Below are 16,634 nucleotides of genomic sequence, written 5' to 3'. Positions count from 1 at the left end.
GCCGACGCACCGGTGACGATTGGCCGCCGGAAAACACGGCGCCGTCCCGGCGTACCGCCGCCTGGACCTATTTGATCAGCCCGGCGCTGCGCGGCAGCATCAGCGACAATTCGGGAATGCAGATGATCAGCATCAGCCCCACCAGCAGCGCCAGCATGTATGGTACATAGGCCCTGGCATGCTGGCCGACCGAGATATTCGCGAAGCGCAATGCCATCAGCAGGCCGACGCCCAACGGCGGAAGGAACAAGCCAATGCCCACGGCCGCGGTCTGCACGATGTCGAAATGCACGGGATGGATGCCGATCTTTGTCGCCAGCGGGAACACCACCGGGATTAGCACCACCGCTGCCGGCAGCCCTTCCAGCACCATGCCGAACATCATCGTCAGGATGGCGACGGCGGTCAGGAACAGCCAGGGGATTCCGGTCAGCGGACCCAAGGCCCAGCCCAGGAATTCCGGCGCGCCGGACAGGCCCATCAGGTACTGGAAGATCGTTGCCACTGCCAGCAGGAACACCACCACGCCGGTCATGACGCCGGCGTCGTAGGCCAGCAGGAACACCTCGGTCCAGCTGACGTTGCGGTAGTAGAATTTTGCCGCCAGCAACGAGTACAGGGCCACGATTGCGCCCGCCTCGGTCGCGGTGAAGGCGCCCATGTAGAAACCGCCCAGGATCACCACCGGGATCACCAGCGGCACCGCCGCGTTGCGCACCGCCCGTACCAGGCGCCCGAAGCTCGCGCGGGTGTCCTTGGGCCAGCCCAGCACATGCGCCTGGATCAGCACCAGCACGCACAGGCACACCGCCATCACCGCCGCCGGAATGAACCCGGCCAGGAACAGCGCCACCGCCGACTGGTTCGTCACCGCGCTGATCACGATCATGAAGATCGCCGGTGGTACCAGCATCCCCATCGCGGTGCCGGCGGCGATCAGCGACGCCCCATCCTCGGCGCGGTATCCGGCGCGCTTCAGCGATGGCATCAGCGCCGATCCCAGCGCCGATACCTCGGCCATTTTCGAACCGCAGATGTCGGAAAAGAAATACGATACCACGATCACCGACATGCCCAGCCCGCCGCGCAGCCAGCCGACCAAGGCTCGCGCCAGTTCCACCAGGGCGACCGACATGCCGGCACGCTCCATGAGGGAGCCGGCGAAGACGAAGGACGGGATCGCCAGCAGCACCCAGCTTTGAGAGGCCGCAACGATCGTCGAGCCGACCTGCTGTAGCGGCAGCCCATCGGCGGCCAGTCCGACAACCGCGGCGGCGCCCAGGCAAAATACGATCGGCAGGGATAGAACCAACAGCACCAGGAAGGTGATCAGCGTCGCCAGCAGCACCATGGCCGTTACTCCCGCACGTTGGCGAAGCTGTGTTCGGGACCATACGGCCGGCGCACTGCATCCAGCGCGTACAGCGCCATCAGAATGCCGCCTGCGACCAGGCATCCGTACAACCACCCCAGACTGATCTCGAGTGCCGGAGAGGTCAGGGAGATGTTCAGCTTCACCAGCCCCCAACCGACCCAGGCGATCAGGCCGCCGAACGCGGCGATGATGAGGTTATGCGCCGCGTGCAACACCGCGCGGGCATTCGCCGACATCCGGTGGGTCAGCACGTCCAGCGCGAAATGGCTGCGCTCCCGCACCGCGATCGCGGCACCGATCAGGGTCAGCCAGGCCAGCGTGGTTTCTCCTACCTCCTCCACCCAGAAGAAGTTGAACGGGTCCATGTCCAGCCAGTCGGTGATCGGCAGCATGATGTAGCGCATGAATACGCCCCACAGCATGACACCGATGGCGAACAGCACGAGGGCGCCCAACACCAGCTTGGGCAGCAAGCCAAGGATGCGCACGCGGTCAGACCTTGGTCGCGACGATCTGTTCCCAGAGGCCGCTGTATTGCTTTTCGTATTGCGGCCAGAGCTTCTTCCTGGCCAGGTCGATGAAGGGCGCGTGATCGGGCTGGTTCACCTCCATGCCGCGCGGCTCCAGCTGTTCCTTGGCGGTGGCCAATGTATCCACACTCTCGGTTACCTTGCGGGCGACGCCCTGTGCTTCCCGTCCGGCGTCCAGCACCAGCTTCTGTTGCGTGGGCGTCAGGTCGTTGAACATCCGCAGGTTCATGGCGATCAGCGTCGCGCCATAGTTATGGGCGGTCATCGAATAGTATTTCGACACCTCATAAGCCTTCAGAGGGACCATGTTGACGACCGGCAGGTCGGCGCCGTCTATCACACCCTGCTGCGCCGCCGTGATCACTTCGGCCCAGCCCATCGGCACCGCCACCCCGCCCAGGCTGTTGACGGTATCAGCGAACACTTTCGATGGCTGCGCGCGGATCTTCAGCCCGCGCAGGTCCTTGGGCACCGTGATCGGGTGCCGGTTGTTCCAGAAATGACGAAAGCCGTAGTCGAAGAAATACAGGACCTTGACGCCATATTTCTCCTGGAACGTCTTATCCAGCTGGTCGCCGACCGGGCCGTTCAGGATCTTGTAGGCCTGGTCGTAGCTGTTGATCAGATAGCCGGTCAGGAACACGCCCATTTCAGGGAACACGGTGGCCGAGGCGCCGCCAGGGTTGCCGATGGCGACGTTGCCCGCCTTCACCGCGTTCATGATATCGATTTCTTTGTTCAGCAGGGTGCCGCCGTGGAAGGTGACGTCCAGCTCGCCTCTGCTCCGTTCCGTCAGCGCCTTGGCGTACCAGGCCAGCGCGATGGCACCCGATTCCGGTTCCGGGTTGACCGCCGCGATCTGCAATTTCCGCGGCGTGGCCTGGGCAAAGGCAGGAGCCTTGCAGGTTGCCAAAATTCCGGCGAGCCCGCCGGCGGAACGCAGCAGAGTGCGGCGTGATGGTAGGATCGGCATGATGACGGCATCCCCTGGACGTTTGGTTTTGGTTGCCGACCTTGTACAGCAGTGGCAGGCTATGTCCAACCGCCAGGGAGGTACCGTTCCGATGCCGGACTTGATTCACAGTCACAGCCAGTGGGGCCCCGCCGACCAGATCGGTGCCGCCAATCTGCTGACCGTGGAAAAACGCCTGGCGGCGCTGGGATCGATCCGTAGCGGCCGTGTCTACGACGTCAGCTACGACGTGTATATGGGCGCGCCGTTCATGGCGCCGAACCAGACCCCGTTCCTGATGTCGATCTTCGGGTCCTGGCGCGACACCATCAAGCGCCGACGCAAGCTGGGCGCCACCAACGACGCCGGCACGAATCTGGAGCGGATCGAGATGACCGCCCATGTCGGCACCCATATCGATGCGCTGGGCCATTTCTCGAAGGGTGACATGCTGTACAATGGCACTCCCGCCGCCGATGTGGTCACCGATTGGGGGCTGGACCGGCTGGGGATCGAGCATGCGCCGCCGATGATCACCCGCGGCATCCTGTTCGACGTGGCGGGCATGACCGGCGGGGCGCACATGCTGCCGGGCCAGGCAGTGACGCCGGACCACCTGAAGCGTGCCGCCGACAGTGGCGGCTTTTCGGTCGAGCCCGGGGACATCGCCCTGATCCGCACCGGTTGGGGCCGCTATTTCGGCACCGACAACGCGAGATATCTGGAGGGCGAGCCCGGTCTGGACGTGCCGGCGGCGAAGTGGCTGATCGACCAGGGCATCACCGCCATCGGCGCCGACAACATGGCGGTGGAGGTACTGCCGAACCCGACAAAAGGCGTGCTGATGCCGGTACACCAATACAGCCTGGCGGAGTGCGGGGTGTATCTGATCGAGAACCTGGCGTTGGAGGAGCTGGCGGCGGACCGGGTCTATACGGCCTGTTTCATCCTGCTGGCGACCAAGATCCGCGGCGCCACGGGCGCACCGGTACGACCGGTCGCCATCGTCTGATATGATCGCTTGTGGCGCTGGCGCTCGATTTCGCGGAATGGTTGCATATTGGCGGCGGCCGCGACCAGGGCGGTCGTGTCACTGCGTTCGCCATCGCAAGTGCATCCATGACCGTATCGGCAGCCTCTCCTAACTTTCCTGTAACCTCCGACATCAAAACCACTGGCCGCCGCAACGTTTTCCAATCGCGGCGATCACCATGACCGGCTTTGTGCGGGGGAAAAGCCCAGCATAGCTCTTGACCTTCCCGACGCACGACTGCGCGGACCGGGCACCCTAGACGTCATCATCGCCGATGGGAGCTTCGGTCACCGGATGTGGCACGCACGTTACAGAAAGCGCCTGGCATGTTTCAGAAGGGGCTTTATCCACACGGCGAACCTCGCTAGCTTTGCCGCATCCCGTGAAAGAGACAGGCGGGAACAGGGAAGGAAGTCCAGATGCGTTTTAGATTCAGCAATATCCTGCTGTCGGTGCTGGCCGGCGGCGTCTTGTTGGGTGTTTCATTGGCTCACGCCGCCGACGCGACACAGGGCGTCAGCGACACGGAAATCGTCATCGGCAACATCACGGATCTGTCGGGCGTGACCGCCGTGCAGGGCGTAAACAACAGCGACGCCATTCGCATGGTGTTTGATGAAGTCAACGCCAAGGGCGGCATCAACGGCCGGAAGATCAAGTTCATTGCCGAGGACAGCCAGTACCAGGTTCCTCGCGCCGTGCAGGCGATGAACAAGCTGCTGAACAACGACCATGTTTTCCTGACAATCGGCAATGGTGGCACACCGATGAACGATGCCAACATGCCGGTCCAGTTCGCCAAGAACGTGCCGAACATGTTCCCGCTGACCGCGGCCCGTTCAATGTACGAACCCTACAATAAGCTGAAGTTCGCCCAGTTCGCCTCCTATTATGATCAGATGCGGGCTGCGGTGAAGTACTTCGCCGAAAAGCGCGGTCGTAAGAATTTCTGCGTGATGTACCAGGATTCGGACTTCGGCAAGGACGTGCTGGCCGGCGTCGTCGCCCAGACCCAGGCGATGGGCATGAAGGTCGTCGCAACCACGGCGCACCGTCCGACTGACACGGACTTCAACGCCAATGTCAACAAGCTGAAGGACGCCGGATGCGACGTCATCATGATGGGCACCATCGTCCGCGATACCAACATCATTATCCAGACGGTGCGCAAGCTGGGTTGGAACGTCGACCTCGTGGGCCAGTTCGCGTCCTATGACACCGCTGTTGCCTCGCTGGCCGGCGGTGCTACCGAAGGGTTCTTCTGCATGACCCCTGCCCTGTACGCCTATCCGGACGATCCGCGCCCAGAAGTCCAGGCGTTTGCCAAAAAGTACAAGGAACTTTACGGCCGCGATCCAAATTTCCACGGTGAGGTGGGCAATACCGCCGCCAAACTCGTCGTCCTGGGGCTGCAGCGTGCGGGCAAGGATCTAACGACGGAAAATTTCATCAAGGGCATGGAAAGCATCCATGGCTATAAGGACATCTTTGGTTCCGAACTGTCCTTCGGCCCGGACCAGCACCACGGTTCGACCAAGTCCTTCCTCACTGTCGTGAAGGATGGCCGTTGGGTTCCCGTGGAACAAGAAGCCCTGGGATACTGAGACGCGCAGGCCGGAGAGCGATCTCCGGCCTCACCCCGTCATAGCGGGTGATTTGCCCATCATCATTCCTCATGAACCCGCCACATGAACCGTGCCCGACCGCGGCCTTGCGGTCTTTTAATGCGTTCAACTCTGCCCAGGCAATTGATATCGCCGGTTATTTTGCCCACACTGCCGAGCATATTCTCATTCAAGGAGGGCGGTCATGCGAGCCATATTCAAAGCCATTCTCGCCGGTGCAGCCCTGATGACCGGTGTCGCGGCCCTTACCCCGGCCTTCGCTCAGGACAGCCAATCCCATGTCATGGACGTGCCCCTGCCGGATGGCAGCGTCGCGCGGATTCAATATTCGGGCAACGTGCCGCCGCGGGTTGCGGTTGAGCCTGGCTCGATGGCTTTCGTCGCGCCATCCCCCGTCTTTGACCAGAGCTTCGCGGCATTGGAGCAGGTGTCCGCAATGATGCAGCGGCAGGCCGCCGTGATGATGCATCAAATCGCCGAAATGCAGGCCGCGATGGCAGCCCCGATGGCTACAATGCCAGCCGGAGCCCGTATCTACGCGATGTCGTCGACACTAGGCGGCAATGGCGCCTGCATGCGCAGTGTTCAGGTTACCTATGACAGCTCCGGGAAGCCGAACGTGATCTCCCGGGTATCGGGCGATTGCAACCCATCCCACGGCTCGGCTGTCCCAATGGAGATGCGAGCCCCGGCACCGGCAGCGCACTCGCCTGGCCCCAGCGCCGGCCGCCTGATCGAGGCCCAGGCAGGGTCGCATCAGCCGGGGACCGCGCAGGATCCGCTCGTCGCGATGGCGGAACCGGTCAGCTTCCAACACTGACCGAGACGTTTCCGTCCGTCTGATCTGGAAACCCCTGCGCGGTACGTCCTCATGAGATGCATATCCACGTCACCCGCCCGCCTGGTTTCGTGCCAGGCGGGGTTCAGGTGACGCACCGAAGCGCGTCTGCCATGCCGGAGCTTTCGACGCAGGCGTGGATGCCGGCCTGCGTCCATCATGAGGGACACCAACGGCGGAGCCGCCACAATCGACGCCACCTGATATCACACTCCAGGCAATTAGAAGGCCAGCGGCGTGGCCTGCATGACAAGCGGCAGGGTTTGCACCATGTCCAGCACCGGCTGCGGGACCGGCTCATCCACCGACACCAGGCAGATGGCATCGCCACCCTGCTCCGCGCGGCCCAGGTGGAAGGTCGCGATGTTGATGCCGGCGCCGGCCAGGGTGGCGCCGAACCGGCCGATGAAGCCGGGTTTATCCTGATTGGTGACGTATAACATGTGCGGGGCGAAATCGGCCTCCACCTTGATGCCTTTGATCTCTACGATACGTGGCTTCGATCCGGCGAACAGCGTGCCCGAGACGCTGCGGACCATTTGATCCGTCTCGATCGTCAAACGGATCAGCGTCTGATACTCGGATGCCCGGTCATGCACCGTTTCGGCCACATCGATTCCGTGATCGCGGGCGATCACAGCGGCATTGACCATGTTCACGCCCTCCATCAACGGCGACATCAGCCCGGCCAGCGCAGCGGCGGTCAGCGGCCTGGTGTTCAATGCGGCAGCCTGGCCCTCGAACTCCACGGTCACCTTGCGCAGCATGCCTTCTCGTGCCTGGGTCAACTGGCCGGCGAAGGTGCCTAGCAGGCGGGCGAGTTCTAAATAGGGTTTCAGACGCGGCGCATCCTCGGCGGAGACGGACGCCATGTTGATTGCATTCGTCACCGCGCCGGTCAGCAGGAAGTCGCTCATCTGCTCCGCGACCTGCAGCGCCACATTCTCCTGCGCCTCGGCGGTGGAGGCACCCAGATGCGGCGTGCAGACCACGTTCTCCAGCGCGAACAGCGGGGATTCGATGGCCGGTTCGATCTCGAACACATCCAGCGCGGCGCCGGCGACGTGACCGGACTTGATCGCGTCGGCCAATGCCTTTTCATCCACCAGCCCGCCGCGGGCGCAGTTGATGACGCGGACACCCTTCTTGGTTTTGGCCAGCGCTGCAGCCGACAGGATGTTACGCGTGGCGTCCGTCAGCGGCGTGTGCAGGGTGATGAAATCGGCACGCGTCAGGACCGTATCCAGGTCGGCCTTTTCCACGCCCAGTTCCAGCGCCCGTTTCTCGGACAGGTACGGATCATAGGCCAGGACACGCATCTTCAGCCCGACCGCACGATCGGCGACAATGGAGCCGATATTGCCGCACCCGATCAGGCCCAGCGTCTTGGCGGTGACCTCCACCCCCATGAAGCGGTTCTTTTCCCACTTGCCGGCCTTGGTGGAAGCGGAGGCCTCCGGCAACTGGCGCGCCAGCGCGAACATCATGGCGATCGCATGTTCGGCCGTGGTGATGGTATTGCCGTGCGGCGTGTTCATCACGACCACACCGCGGGCGGTAGCGGATTTCACGTCGACATTGTCGACACCGATCCCGGCGCGGCCGACGACTTTCAGGTTGGTCGCGGCCTCCAGCAATTCTTTCGTCACCTTCGTGGCGGATCGGATGGCGAGCCCGTCATAGTCGGCGATGATGGCGCGCAGGTCGGCGGGCGACAGGCCCGGTTTCAGATCGACCTCGATACCGCGCTTGCGGAAGATCTCCACCGCGGCTGGGGACAGCTTGTCGCTGATCAAAACTTTCGGCATCTACAGAAACCCTGGGAGTGACGGAGCGGCGGGCCGCACCAGCGGCGCCATGCCGCTCCACAAAGAGAATGTCAGGCGTGGGCGAAGGATGCGGCGACCTGTGCCGCGGCCCAGTCGAGCCAGGGCAGCAGGGCCTGGATGTCGGACGGCTCCACCGTCGCGCCGGCCCAGACGCGGATGCCCGGCGGAGCGTCCCGATAGCTGCCGATATCATAGGCCACGTCTTGCTTTTCCAGCAGGGACGCGAGCTGCTTCGCCGCTTTCGCCTGGCCCTCGGCCGACAGGGCGGTGAACCAGGGCGCCACGATCTTCAAGCAGACAGAGGTGCAGGAGCGCGTGGCCGGCTCCTCCGCCAGGAAGGCTGCCCAATCGCTGCGTTCCACCCAGTCATTGATGAAGGCGAGGCTGGTCGAGCAGCGTTCCATCAGCGTCGGCAGGCCGCCAATGCGTTCCGCCCAGCGCAGGCCATCCAGCGCATCCTCGACGCACAGCATAGACGGCGTGTTGATCGTTTCGCCCTTGAACACGCCCTCGCTGAGCCTGCCCTTGGAGGTCAGGCGGAAGATCTTCGGCAACGGCCAGGGCGGCGTGTAGCTCTCCAGCCGCTCGACGGCGCGCGGCGACAGGGCCAGCATGCCGTGCGCGGCTTCCCCGCCCAACACTTTCTGCCAGGACCAGGTGACCACATCCAGCTTGTCCCAGGGCAGCGCCATGGCAAAGGCGGCCGAGGTAGCGTCGCAGATCATCAGCCCCTTGCGGTTGGCGGCGATCCAGTCGCCGTTGGGGATGCGCACGCCGGAGGTGGTGCCGTTCCAGGCGAACACGATGTCATTGTCGGCATTCACCGCGTTCAGGTCCGGCAGCCGGCCATAAGGCGCGGTCAACACGCGGGCATCCGGCAGCTTCAGGTGCTTGACGATGTCGGTCGCCCAGCCCTCGCTGAAACTTTCAAAGGCGAGGATATCGACGCCGCGGGCACCCAGCAGGGACCATAGCGCCATTTCCATGGCGCCGGTATCCGAAGCCGGAACGATGCCCAGGCGCCAGTCGGCGGGCATGCCCAGGATGGAACGCGATAGCGAAATGACTTCGGCCAGGCGTGCCTTGGGTTCCGCGGCGCGGTGGCTGCGGCCGAGCATGGCGTTCGCGAGGATGTCGGGGGTAAAGCCGGGGCGCTTGGCGCAGGGGCCGGACGAAAAGCACGGATTGACCGGACGCACATCCGGTGTGGCAACAGGCATGTTGCTCTCCCTCTCAGAAGAGAAGCGTCCCGGTGGGGGGACGTGACCCGCCGCGGGAGATAAGAGCGGGATCGAATGGCGTCAACAGAATTTCCGTCTACGGCGGGATGACAGGGATGTCGTGGACGCCGACACAAAGCAGGCGGATGCACCTAGCGAATGCACATCAATGAATGCCGGCTTGGCCGCTGCGGGGTCCGTTGACATGACGCGGAGCGAGGCGGACAAACCCTGGCCAACACGTCCCGGAAATCCAGATCATGGCGTCGCACGATACGATCCAGTCGATCCGCACGATCCCGGTGATCGCGCCTCTGCCGCGCCCGCTGCTGAACGCATCGGGTTGCATCAACGACTTCCCGCTCGTGCTCATCGATGTCCAAACGGGTGGCGGCGTCGTCGGACGGGCCTATTCGCATGTGTATTTTCCTGAACTCCTGCCGGCCCTCGATGCGACGATCCGCGGCATCGGCCGGATGATCGAGGGGCAGGCTCTGGCGCCGCGCGATGTCTACACGGTCCTGCAGCGCCGCCTGCGGTTGCTGGGTACGAAGAATCTGGTCGGGTCGGCACTGGGCGGACTCGACATGGCGCTCTGGGATGCCTTCGCGCGCGGCCGCAACGAACCGCTGGTGCGGGCACTGGGCTCGGTGCCACGACCGCTGCGCGCGTACTACAGCGTGGGGATGTATCGCGCCGATGAGGCCGAAGGCCTGGTTGAGGAGACGCTGTCCCAGGGCTTTACCGGCCTGAAAATCAAGCTGGGCTTTCCCACCTTGGCCGAAGACCTGGCGGTCGTGCGCGCTGTCCGGCGCGGCCTGGGGGACCGGTGCGCGCTGATGGTGGATTACAATCAAAGCCTGACCCCATCCGAGGGGCTGGCGCGCTGCCGCGCCCTGGATGACGAAGGACTTGTCTGGATCGAGGAACCGATCCCGGCCGACGATTTTCACGGCTGTGCGGCGATCGCGGCGGCTTGTAAAACTCCGATCCAGATCGGTGAGAACTTTCAGGGTCCCCCCGACATGCGGGCCGCCATCGCCGCCAAGGCGATGGACTACGTGATGCCGGACCCGCAATTCATCTGGGGTGTCAGCGGCTGGCTGGAAGCCGCCGCGCTGGCCGGGCAGGCCGGAATCGAGATGTCATCCCACGTCCATGTCGAAGCCAGCAGCCACCTGATGTGCGCCGCTCCGACCGCGCACTGGTTGGAATACATGGATGTGGCCGCCAAGCTGCGGCGCGAGCCGTATCCGCTGGAGAACGGCATGGTGACGCCGCCCGACCGTCCGGGGATCGGGCTGGAATGGGATGAAGCCGCGGTCGCACGCCACCGCGCCGGTTGAGCTACAGGCTCCGCAGCGCGGCACAGACCGCGTCTACCTGCTGATCCGTCAACTCGGGATACAGCGGCAGGCTGAGCACCTCGCGGCTGGCCCGCTCGGTTTCTGGACATCCGCCAGGTCCCAGGGCGATGCGGCCGGCATAGGCTGGCTGCAGGTGGACCGGCATCGGATAATGGATGCCAGTGCCGATACCTTTCTCCCGCAGCGCCGCCTGGACCGCGTCGCGGTCGGCGCTGCGCGTTACGTACAGGTGAAAGACATGATCGGCGTCCGGCCGCCGGCCGGGCGGCGTCAGGCGAGGGCTGAGCGCCCGATCATAGCGTCCGGCGATATCAGCCCGGCGCGCGTTCTGGGCATCCAGGTGCGGCAGCTTGGCACGCAGGATTGCGGCCTGCATCTCGTCCAGTCGGCTGTTCACGCCGATGAGGTCGCTGATGTAGTGGCGGTGCCAACCATATTGGCGCAGAGCGGCGATCCGGGCGGCACGATCGGCATCCGGAACGGCGACCGCGCCCCCGTCGCCCAGCCCACCCAGATTCTTGGTCGGATAGAAGCTGAAAGTCGCGGCGTCGCCGAAGCTGCCGACGCGCTGACCGTGCAGCCGCGCGCCGTGCGCCTGGGCACAGTCCTCGATGAGTGCCACGCCGTGCTTGCGACATAACGGAAGGATGCCGTCCAGGTCCGCCGGCTGTCCATATAGATGCACCACAATAACCGCCTTGATCGGCGGCAGACCAGGCGGCGGGTTCCGCAGCACAGTAGCCAGCGCGCCCGGGTCGAGTGTAAGATAGTCCGGCTCGATATCCACCAATAGCGGTGTGGCGCCCGCCATTTCGATGGCGGCGACGGTGGCAACGGCGGTATGGGAAACCGTAACGACCGTGCAACCAGGCCCGATATCCAGGCCGCGCAAGGCGAGCGCGAGGGCGTCGGTACCGTTGCCGCAGCCGATGACATGCGGCAGGCCGAGCCAGGCGGCGAACGCGGCTTCGAAGGCTTTGCCTTCGTTACCGAGGATGTACCAGCCGGATTGCAGCACGCGGGCGACGGCGGCGTCGATGTCTCCTTGCAGCGCCCGATAGCCGGCACCGGGATTGGCCTGTGGAATCATTACCAGCGTGCTCACAGATAGTCTTTCAAGCGCGGCCGGTACCAGTCCAGGGTCCGGCGAATCCCCTCCTCCAGCCCGACAAGCGGCTGCCAGCCGGAGGTTGCCCTGAACGCGCGGTCATCCGCGTGGTAGCTGCCGATGTCGATACGGGCGCGGTCGGCGGGAAACTCACGGGTCGTGTAGCGGGCGTTGCCGCCGGTGAGGCGCACCATCAGTTCGGCCAGGTCGTGCAGGGAAGCCGGAGGAAAGCCGCCGATATTATAGATCTGGCCATGGCATGCCGGGGTGGCCGCCGCGGCCAGGAATGCCTCGGTCACGTCATCCACATAGGTCAGGTCACGCAACTGCTCACCGCCCCAAACCTCGAACGGCTTTCCCTCCAGCACGCAACGAATCCAGATACCCAGGAAGGTCTGCCGGGCGTCACGGATGCGCAGCCGCGGACCGTAGCAGTTGGTCAGGCGCAAGGAGACGACCGGGCGCTGGCGGACGCGATGTTCCAGCATCCAATACTGCTCACCGGCGAACTTGGAGACGCCGTTGGCGTCGGGCGGAGCGACGGGCTGGGACTCATCGACTGGCAATTTATCGACACGGCCATAGAACTGGCGGGTGGAGGCATGCACGACGATGGCATCCGGCGCGGCTTCTCGTGCCGCCTGGATCAGGCGCACCTGGGCGACGGCGTTCACCGCGATGTCGGCCAGCGGGTCGGCCTGCCCGCCCATGTGGCTGGTCTGGGCGGCGAGGTTGAAGATGACCGAGGCACCCTCGCACACCGGACGCAGGTCGATATCGCGGATGTCACCGCGCACAAGTTCCACGTCGGCGCCGTCCAGGTTCCGAGGATTGGCGCCGCCGCCGAACAGGAAGCCGTCCAGCGCGATGACCTTTGCGCCGCGTTCGACCAATGCATGGCACAGATTGGCGCCGAGAAAGCCGGCGCCGCCTGTCACGAGAACTCTTTGTCCAGACCAGTCCATGGCTCCTCCTACGATGGTCCGGACTCTGACACCATATGGCGCCAGATTGAGCCAGCCTATTTGAGTATATTTTACTCATAAAATATGGTTAATGTACTGGCAAGTTAGGGTGGAAAGTGCTAAGACAAACTTGCCGCCGCCTGGTGATGATTTCTTAACCTCTCCGTCCGACAAACCCTGTGGGTCGGAGTAGATACGATGGACAAAGCGAACCGTGCCACACATCCCACTGATAAACCGTTCCAACCCGCGATCGGCCGCGACTTTGGATCGGTTGAGGAGGTGGATGCCAGAACGCGCGATTTCCTGGCGAAATCGATCACCGTCCTGGCGGGAACAGGCGTGTCGGTCGCCGGGATCTACGGCGTAGCTACGAAGGATTTCAGGCCACTGACCGCGGTCTGGTCGGTGATCGGGCCGGTGACCGGGGCGATCGTGGCGTATTACTTTGGACCCAGAAGGGATGGTGCAGGATGACCGCTCTGACAGTGGTGCCAGGCTTTGCCGGCACTGAATCCAAGACGGATGGCAAGACCAAACCGGTCAAGAAGGATCGCGTGCAACTCGATTTCGCGCCCCGCTCCATGGCCCGGTTGAATGAACTCAAGGCGAAGACCGAAGCCGCCTCCTATGCGGAAGTGGTGAAAAACGCGCTGCGCATCTACGAAGCACTGATCGAGGAAACCGAGGCCGGCAAGCAGTTCCTGATTCGCGACAAGGACGGCTCGATCGCGCCGTTTCGCTTGTTCCTTTAAGCGCGCCTATATGCTCGGCGCCGCGTGCCGCCACAGGCTGGCACGTGGGCCAGTTGCCATGCTGACGACCCATAAGGCCCCGGCAGTCAACACGATGGCGGGGCCGGCTGGCATGTTGACATAATAGGAGGCCATCAGCCCGCCATAAGACGATGCGACCGCGATCAACACTGCAGCCCGCGTCTGGCCGGCGAGCGATTCAGACCAATGCCGCGCGGCGATCGCCGGCACCATCATCAGTCCGACAGACATTAGTGTGCCGAGTGCGACGAAACCGGATACGACGCAAAGGACGACGAGGACGAGGAAGATCAGGTGCCAAAGGCCGCCGCGTCCGCCTGTCGCTGCCATGTAGCCCGGATCGAAGCTCTCCAGCACCAGCGGCCGCCAGATCACGGCGAGCGTCGGCAAGGTTACCGTGGCGACGCCGGCCATGCCGAACAAGGCCGGATCGTCCACCGCCAATACGTTGCCGAACAGGATATGCGTGAGGTCAATGCTGTGCTGGGCGGAGATCAGGGCGACGCCCGCCGCCAACGCCAGCAGGTACAGCCCAGCCAGCTGGCTGTCTTCCCGCCCGCCGGTGCGGCGCGACAGCCAGCCGGCGGTCAGCGCGATGGCCATGCCGGCGATCACCCCACCCAATCCCATTGTCCACAGTGACAAACCGGCAGCCATCGCGCCCAGGGCGATGCCGGGAAGGATGCCGTGCTGCAGCACATCGCTCATGAGGCTCATGCGCCGCAATACCAGGAACACGCCCAATGGCGGCCCGGCCACCGACAACGCCAGACATCCCGCCAGTGCACGGCGCATGAAGCCCATCGCGAAGGGCGATACCAACATGTCCAGCATGGAGTCAGGCAGCGAGGGATGGAGTGATTGAGGCGGTGGCGCCCCAGACGTTGCCGCCACCGCCGGTCAGCAGAAGAGTACGGGGGAAGTGGCGTCGCACGAGGTCCATGTCGTGCAGCACGACGATCAGGGTCCGGCCCTGCGCGTGCCACTCCTTGATCACCGACAGCAGTGTTTGGACGGTGGCAGTATCGACCGCGGTGAAGGGCTCGTCCAAAAGGATCATCGGCGCGTCACACAGCATGGCCCGGGCGAACAACAGGCGCTGGAACTGGCCGGCGGACAGGGCCTGGACCGGCCGTGCCTCCAGCCCCTCCAGCCCGACCCGGATCATCGCATCATGCGCCGCCTGGCGTTGCGCGGCGTCGGCCGGTCTGAACCAGCCCAGGCGTGGTGCTCCCAGCGCGACCACATCCTGGCAGCAAATGGGAAAACCGCGGTCCAGCTGGCTACCTTGCGGCAGCAGTGTCACGGCGCGCGGCCCGCCCCCCTGAATCCGGCCGCCGGCCAGCGGATGCAGGCCGGCGATCGCCCGCAGCAGCGTCGTTTTGCCGCTGCCGTTCGCGCCGATCAGCGCCGTCAAGCTGCCCGGCAGGAAAGCCCCGGACAGATCGTCGATCACCAGCCGGCCGCCCTGCAGCAGACGCACATGATCAAGCCGCACCTCCCGTCGCATCAGGGATGGCGCCAACGGCACGGTGCCAGTCACAGTGCCCATGCCACCGCCAGCCAGAGCATTGCGATCAACACCGCGGACAGAACGAGCCGCGCTGGAACGCCTGCGGTTGGAGCAAGGGGATCGAGCATAGATATAGTATAACATTACGACCGACCGGCGGGAAGCCTGATCACGGACCACGTATCCCGACTTCCCTTCACGCCGTCAGCGTCTAAACAGGCGGCAGCATGACAGACCCTGATCTTCTCGCTCGCCGAAGCCTTGCTCGGCATCGCCTGGTTGCTACTGGATTGCTGGTCCTGATGGCTGCTCTAACCTTGATCAGCTACCGTCTGCCTCCCGGATGGTGGAGCGCCTGCCTAGGCGCAGCGGCCAAAGCCGGTTTTGTCGGCGGCATCGCTGATTGGTTCGCCGTGACCGCCCTGTTCCGCCGCCCGCTGGGCCTGCCGATCCCGCATACCGCGATCATTCCGAACCAGCGGGAACGGCTGGGCCGTGCGCTGGGACGGTTCGTCGCAAATCACGTGGTGACGCCACAGGAAGTGGGATCGGTGCTCCGCCAGCTCGATCTGCCTGGCATCCTGCACCGCTTTCTTGCGGATCCCGCCTCTGCCCGGCCTGCCGCCCAAGCCTTGGCGAGCCTGCTACCACGACTGCTGGTCAGCCTGCAGGACGGCCGCGCCCGTCGGGTCGTCGCCCGGCTCGTACCGCGCGTCGTCGGTGGTCCGCAGGCCGGCGTGGTGGTCGCGCGGGCGCTGCACGGCATGGTGGATGGGGGGCGGCACCAGGACGTGTTCGGCTTCATCCTGGGGCAATTGCGCGCTGCCCTTGCCAGCCGGGAATCCGCTCTGCGCCAGGCGATCGAGGAGCGCGTGCGCGAACAGGGCGGCCGCCTGGTCGGCTGGGCGGTCGGCGCCGCGGTCGCGCGCCGGGTGCTCTCGGCGGTGAATGCTGAGCTGGACAAAATGAGCCCGGACGGGTCGGAACTGCGACTCGCCTTCGACGAGTGGATCCGGCGGGAAATCACCCGGATGGAAACGGAACCGCAGCGCGCGGCCGAGGTTGGTCAGGCGATCCGCCGGCTGGCGGCGCACGAGACGGTCCAGGCCTGGCTGTGGGATATCTGGGTGCGGCTGCGCCATTCGCTGGACGCCGATCTGGCACGTCCCAACAGCCGGACCGTGGCCGCGATCGAAGCCGCCTTGGCCAACCTGGGCGACGTTCTGGAAAATGACCCGGCGGCCCGCGCTCGCGTGGAGGCAGCGGCCGAAGCAATCATCGCCTCCATCCTGCCCAGCGCGCAGGTCCATATCGCCACCTTCATCGGCAACGTCGTCAGCCACTGGGACACGGCCACCATCGTGGACCGGCTGGAGCTGCGCGTCGGGCGGGACTTGCAATATATCCGCATGAACGGAACCATCGTCGGATTCCTGATCGGCGGCCTGCTCTACGCCGTGCTGGATACGGTGTTCGGCCAACCCGGCTTTTGAAGGAGGCGGC

General features: G+C 64.4%; 16 protein-coding genes. 7 read left to right on the top strand and 9 right to left on the bottom strand.

Translation table 11 applies throughout. From position 1 onward, the window contains the following. Positions 1-67 precede the first annotated feature (67 nt). Genes VHC04_RS10250 through VHC04_RS10240 form a run of 3 tightly spaced genes read right to left on the bottom strand, consistent with a single transcriptional unit; the run spans position 68 to position 2,878 of the window. On the bottom strand, positions 68-1,351 hold the full coding sequence (locus VHC04_RS10250) for a TRAP transporter large permease (protein ID WP_325680727.1): 1,284 nt from the start codon (positions 1,349-1,351) through the stop codon (positions 68-70). 5 nt (positions 1,352-1,356) lie between these two features. Continuing rightward, the gene (locus VHC04_RS10245; protein WP_325680725.1) at positions 1,357-1,863 is read right to left on the bottom strand and encodes a TRAP transporter small permease; all 507 of its coding nucleotides are present in this window, start codon (positions 1,861-1,863) and stop codon (positions 1,357-1,359) included. Between the two features lie 4 nt (positions 1,864-1,867). Beyond that, on the bottom strand, positions 1,868-2,878 hold the full coding sequence (locus tag VHC04_RS10240) for a TRAP transporter substrate-binding protein (protein WP_325680723.1): 1,011 nt from the start codon (positions 2,876-2,878) through the stop codon (positions 1,868-1,870). Positions 2,879-2,969: 91 nt separating this feature from the next. Here VHC04_RS10240 and VHC04_RS10235 point away from each other — a divergent pair, with 91 nt between their 5' ends. The 3 genes from VHC04_RS10235 (at position 2,970) to VHC04_RS10225 (ending at position 6,335) form a co-directional block, all read left to right on the top strand. After that, positions 2,970-3,869 carry a cyclase family protein gene (locus VHC04_RS10235; RefSeq protein ID WP_325680721.1) on the top strand — a complete coding sequence of 300 codons (900 nt, stop codon included), beginning with the start codon at positions 2,970-2,972 and terminating at the stop codon, positions 3,867-3,869. Positions 3,870-4,309: 440 nt separating this feature from the next. Beyond that, positions 4,310-5,494 (top strand): ABC transporter substrate-binding protein, encoded by a 1,185-nt coding sequence (locus tag VHC04_RS10230; protein ID WP_325680719.1) that lies wholly within the window; start codon positions 4,310-4,312, stop codon positions 5,492-5,494. A 205-nt stretch (positions 5,495-5,699) separates the two neighbouring features. Next, positions 5,700-6,335 (top strand): hypothetical protein, encoded by a 636-nt coding sequence (locus VHC04_RS10225; protein ID WP_325680717.1) that lies wholly within the window; start codon positions 5,700-5,702, stop codon positions 6,333-6,335. Positions 6,336-6,574: 239 nt separating this feature from the next. Here the strand turns inward: VHC04_RS10225 and serA are convergent, their stop codons facing one another. Together serA and VHC04_RS10215 are read right to left on the bottom strand one after the other, a co-directional pair. Beyond that, the gene (gene serA / locus VHC04_RS10220) at positions 6,575-8,161 is read right to left on the bottom strand and encodes a phosphoglycerate dehydrogenase (RefSeq protein WP_325680715.1); all 1,587 of its coding nucleotides are present in this window, start codon (positions 8,159-8,161) and stop codon (positions 6,575-6,577) included. 71 nt (positions 8,162-8,232) lie between these two features. After that, on the bottom strand, positions 8,233-9,402 hold the full coding sequence (locus VHC04_RS10215; RefSeq protein WP_325680713.1) for a phosphoserine transaminase: 1,170 nt from the start codon (positions 9,400-9,402) through the stop codon (positions 8,233-8,235). 260 nt (positions 9,403-9,662) lie between these two features. Here VHC04_RS10215 and VHC04_RS10210 point away from each other — a divergent pair, with 260 nt between their 5' ends. Continuing rightward, positions 9,663-10,748 (top strand): enolase C-terminal domain-like protein, encoded by a 1,086-nt coding sequence (locus tag VHC04_RS10210; protein ID WP_325680711.1) that lies wholly within the window; start codon positions 9,663-9,665, stop codon positions 10,746-10,748. A 1-nt stretch (position 10,749) separates the two neighbouring features. Here the strand turns inward: VHC04_RS10210 and VHC04_RS10205 are convergent, their stop codons facing one another. Both VHC04_RS10205 and VHC04_RS10200 read right to left on the bottom strand, forming a co-directional pair. Then, a complete protein-coding gene (locus tag VHC04_RS10205) occupies positions 10,750-11,874 on the bottom strand; it encodes a DegT/DnrJ/EryC1/StrS family aminotransferase (RefSeq protein WP_325680709.1) in 1,125 nt (374 codons plus the stop codon). Continuing rightward, positions 11,871-12,842 (bottom strand): NAD-dependent epimerase/dehydratase family protein, encoded by a 972-nt coding sequence (locus VHC04_RS10200; protein WP_325680707.1) that lies wholly within the window; start codon positions 12,840-12,842, stop codon positions 11,871-11,873. Before VHC04_RS10200 ends, VHC04_RS10205 begins: the two co-directional genes overlap by 4 nt. Before the next feature lie 198 nt (positions 12,843-13,040). Between VHC04_RS10200 and VHC04_RS10195 the strand changes: the two genes are divergently transcribed. Together VHC04_RS10195 and VHC04_RS10190 are read left to right on the top strand one after the other, a co-directional pair. After that, positions 13,041-13,319, top strand: coding sequence for a hypothetical protein (locus VHC04_RS10195; protein ID WP_325680705.1), 279 nt, complete (start codon positions 13,041-13,043; stop codon positions 13,317-13,319). After that, on the top strand, positions 13,316-13,597 hold the full coding sequence (locus VHC04_RS10190; protein ID WP_325680703.1) for a hypothetical protein: 282 nt from the start codon (positions 13,316-13,318) through the stop codon (positions 13,595-13,597). The genes VHC04_RS10195 and VHC04_RS10190 overlap by 4 nt, the downstream gene beginning before the upstream one ends. A gap of 6 nt (positions 13,598-13,603) precedes the next feature. On the opposite strand, the gene VHC04_RS10185 is transcribed toward VHC04_RS10190, so the two are convergent. Beyond that, the gene (locus tag VHC04_RS10185; RefSeq protein WP_325680700.1) at positions 13,604-14,452 is read right to left on the bottom strand and encodes a metal ABC transporter permease; all 849 of its coding nucleotides are present in this window, start codon (positions 14,450-14,452) and stop codon (positions 13,604-13,606) included. A gap of 4 nt (positions 14,453-14,456) precedes the next feature. Continuing rightward, on the bottom strand, positions 14,457-15,170 hold the full coding sequence (locus tag VHC04_RS10180) for a metal ABC transporter ATP-binding protein (protein WP_325680698.1): 714 nt from the start codon (positions 15,168-15,170) through the stop codon (positions 14,457-14,459). Positions 15,171-15,358: 188 nt separating this feature from the next. On the opposite strand from VHC04_RS10180, the gene VHC04_RS10175 reads away from it, so the two are divergent. Continuing rightward, positions 15,359-16,624 (top strand): DUF445 domain-containing protein, encoded by a 1,266-nt coding sequence (locus tag VHC04_RS10175; protein WP_325680696.1) that lies wholly within the window; start codon positions 15,359-15,361, stop codon positions 16,622-16,624. Positions 16,625-16,634 lie beyond the last annotated feature (10 nt).

Origin of the sequence: Rhodopila sp. (genome assembly GCF_035548095.1) — a bacterium.
Lineage (GTDB): Bacteria > Pseudomonadota > Alphaproteobacteria > Acetobacterales > Acetobacteraceae > Rhodopila.
The sequence above is the reverse complement of the archived record's forward strand: the minus strand, read 5'-3'. Positions and strand labels throughout refer to the sequence as shown.

Bases quoted from the DNA above. Each gene is read 5' to 3' on its own strand.
- VHC04_RS10180 (WP_325680698.1), bottom strand. From the start codon at position 15,170: ATGGGCACTGTGACTGGCACCGTGCCGTTGGCGCCATCCCTGATGCGA.
- VHC04_RS10240 (WP_325680723.1), bottom strand. From the start codon at position 2,878: ATGCCGATCCTACCATCACGCCGCACTCTGCTGCGTTCCGCCGGCGGG.
- VHC04_RS10225 (WP_325680717.1), top strand. From the start codon at position 5,700: ATGCGAGCCATATTCAAAGCCATTCTCGCCGGTGCAGCCCTGATGACC.
- VHC04_RS10175 (WP_325680696.1), top strand. From the start codon at position 15,359: ATGACAGACCCTGATCTTCTCGCTCGCCGAAGCCTTGCTCGGCATCGC.
- VHC04_RS10210 (WP_325680711.1), top strand. From the start codon at position 9,663: ATGGCGTCGCACGATACGATCCAGTCGATCCGCACGATCCCGGTGATC.
- VHC04_RS10200 (WP_325680707.1), bottom strand. From the start codon at position 12,842: ATGGACTGGTCTGGACAAAGAGTTCTCGTGACAGGCGGCGCCGGCTTT.
- VHC04_RS10215 (WP_325680713.1), bottom strand. From the start codon at position 9,402: ATGCCTGTTGCCACACCGGATGTGCGTCCGGTCAATCCGTGCTTTTCG.
- VHC04_RS10235 (WP_325680721.1), top strand. From the start codon at position 2,970: ATGCCGGACTTGATTCACAGTCACAGCCAGTGGGGCCCCGCCGACCAG.
- VHC04_RS10185 (WP_325680700.1), bottom strand. From the start codon at position 14,452: ATGCTGGACATGTTGGTATCGCCCTTCGCGATGGGCTTCATGCGCCGT.
- VHC04_RS10250 (WP_325680727.1), bottom strand. From the start codon at position 1,351: ATGGTGCTGCTGGCGACGCTGATCACCTTCCTGGTGCTGTTGGTTCTA.
- serA (WP_325680715.1), bottom strand. From the start codon at position 8,161: ATGCCGAAAGTTTTGATCAGCGACAAGCTGTCCCCAGCCGCGGTGGAG.
- VHC04_RS10195 (WP_325680705.1), top strand. From the start codon at position 13,041: ATGGACAAAGCGAACCGTGCCACACATCCCACTGATAAACCGTTCCAA.
- VHC04_RS10190 (WP_325680703.1), top strand. From the start codon at position 13,316: ATGACCGCTCTGACAGTGGTGCCAGGCTTTGCCGGCACTGAATCCAAG.
- VHC04_RS10230 (WP_325680719.1), top strand. From the start codon at position 4,310: ATGCGTTTTAGATTCAGCAATATCCTGCTGTCGGTGCTGGCCGGCGGC.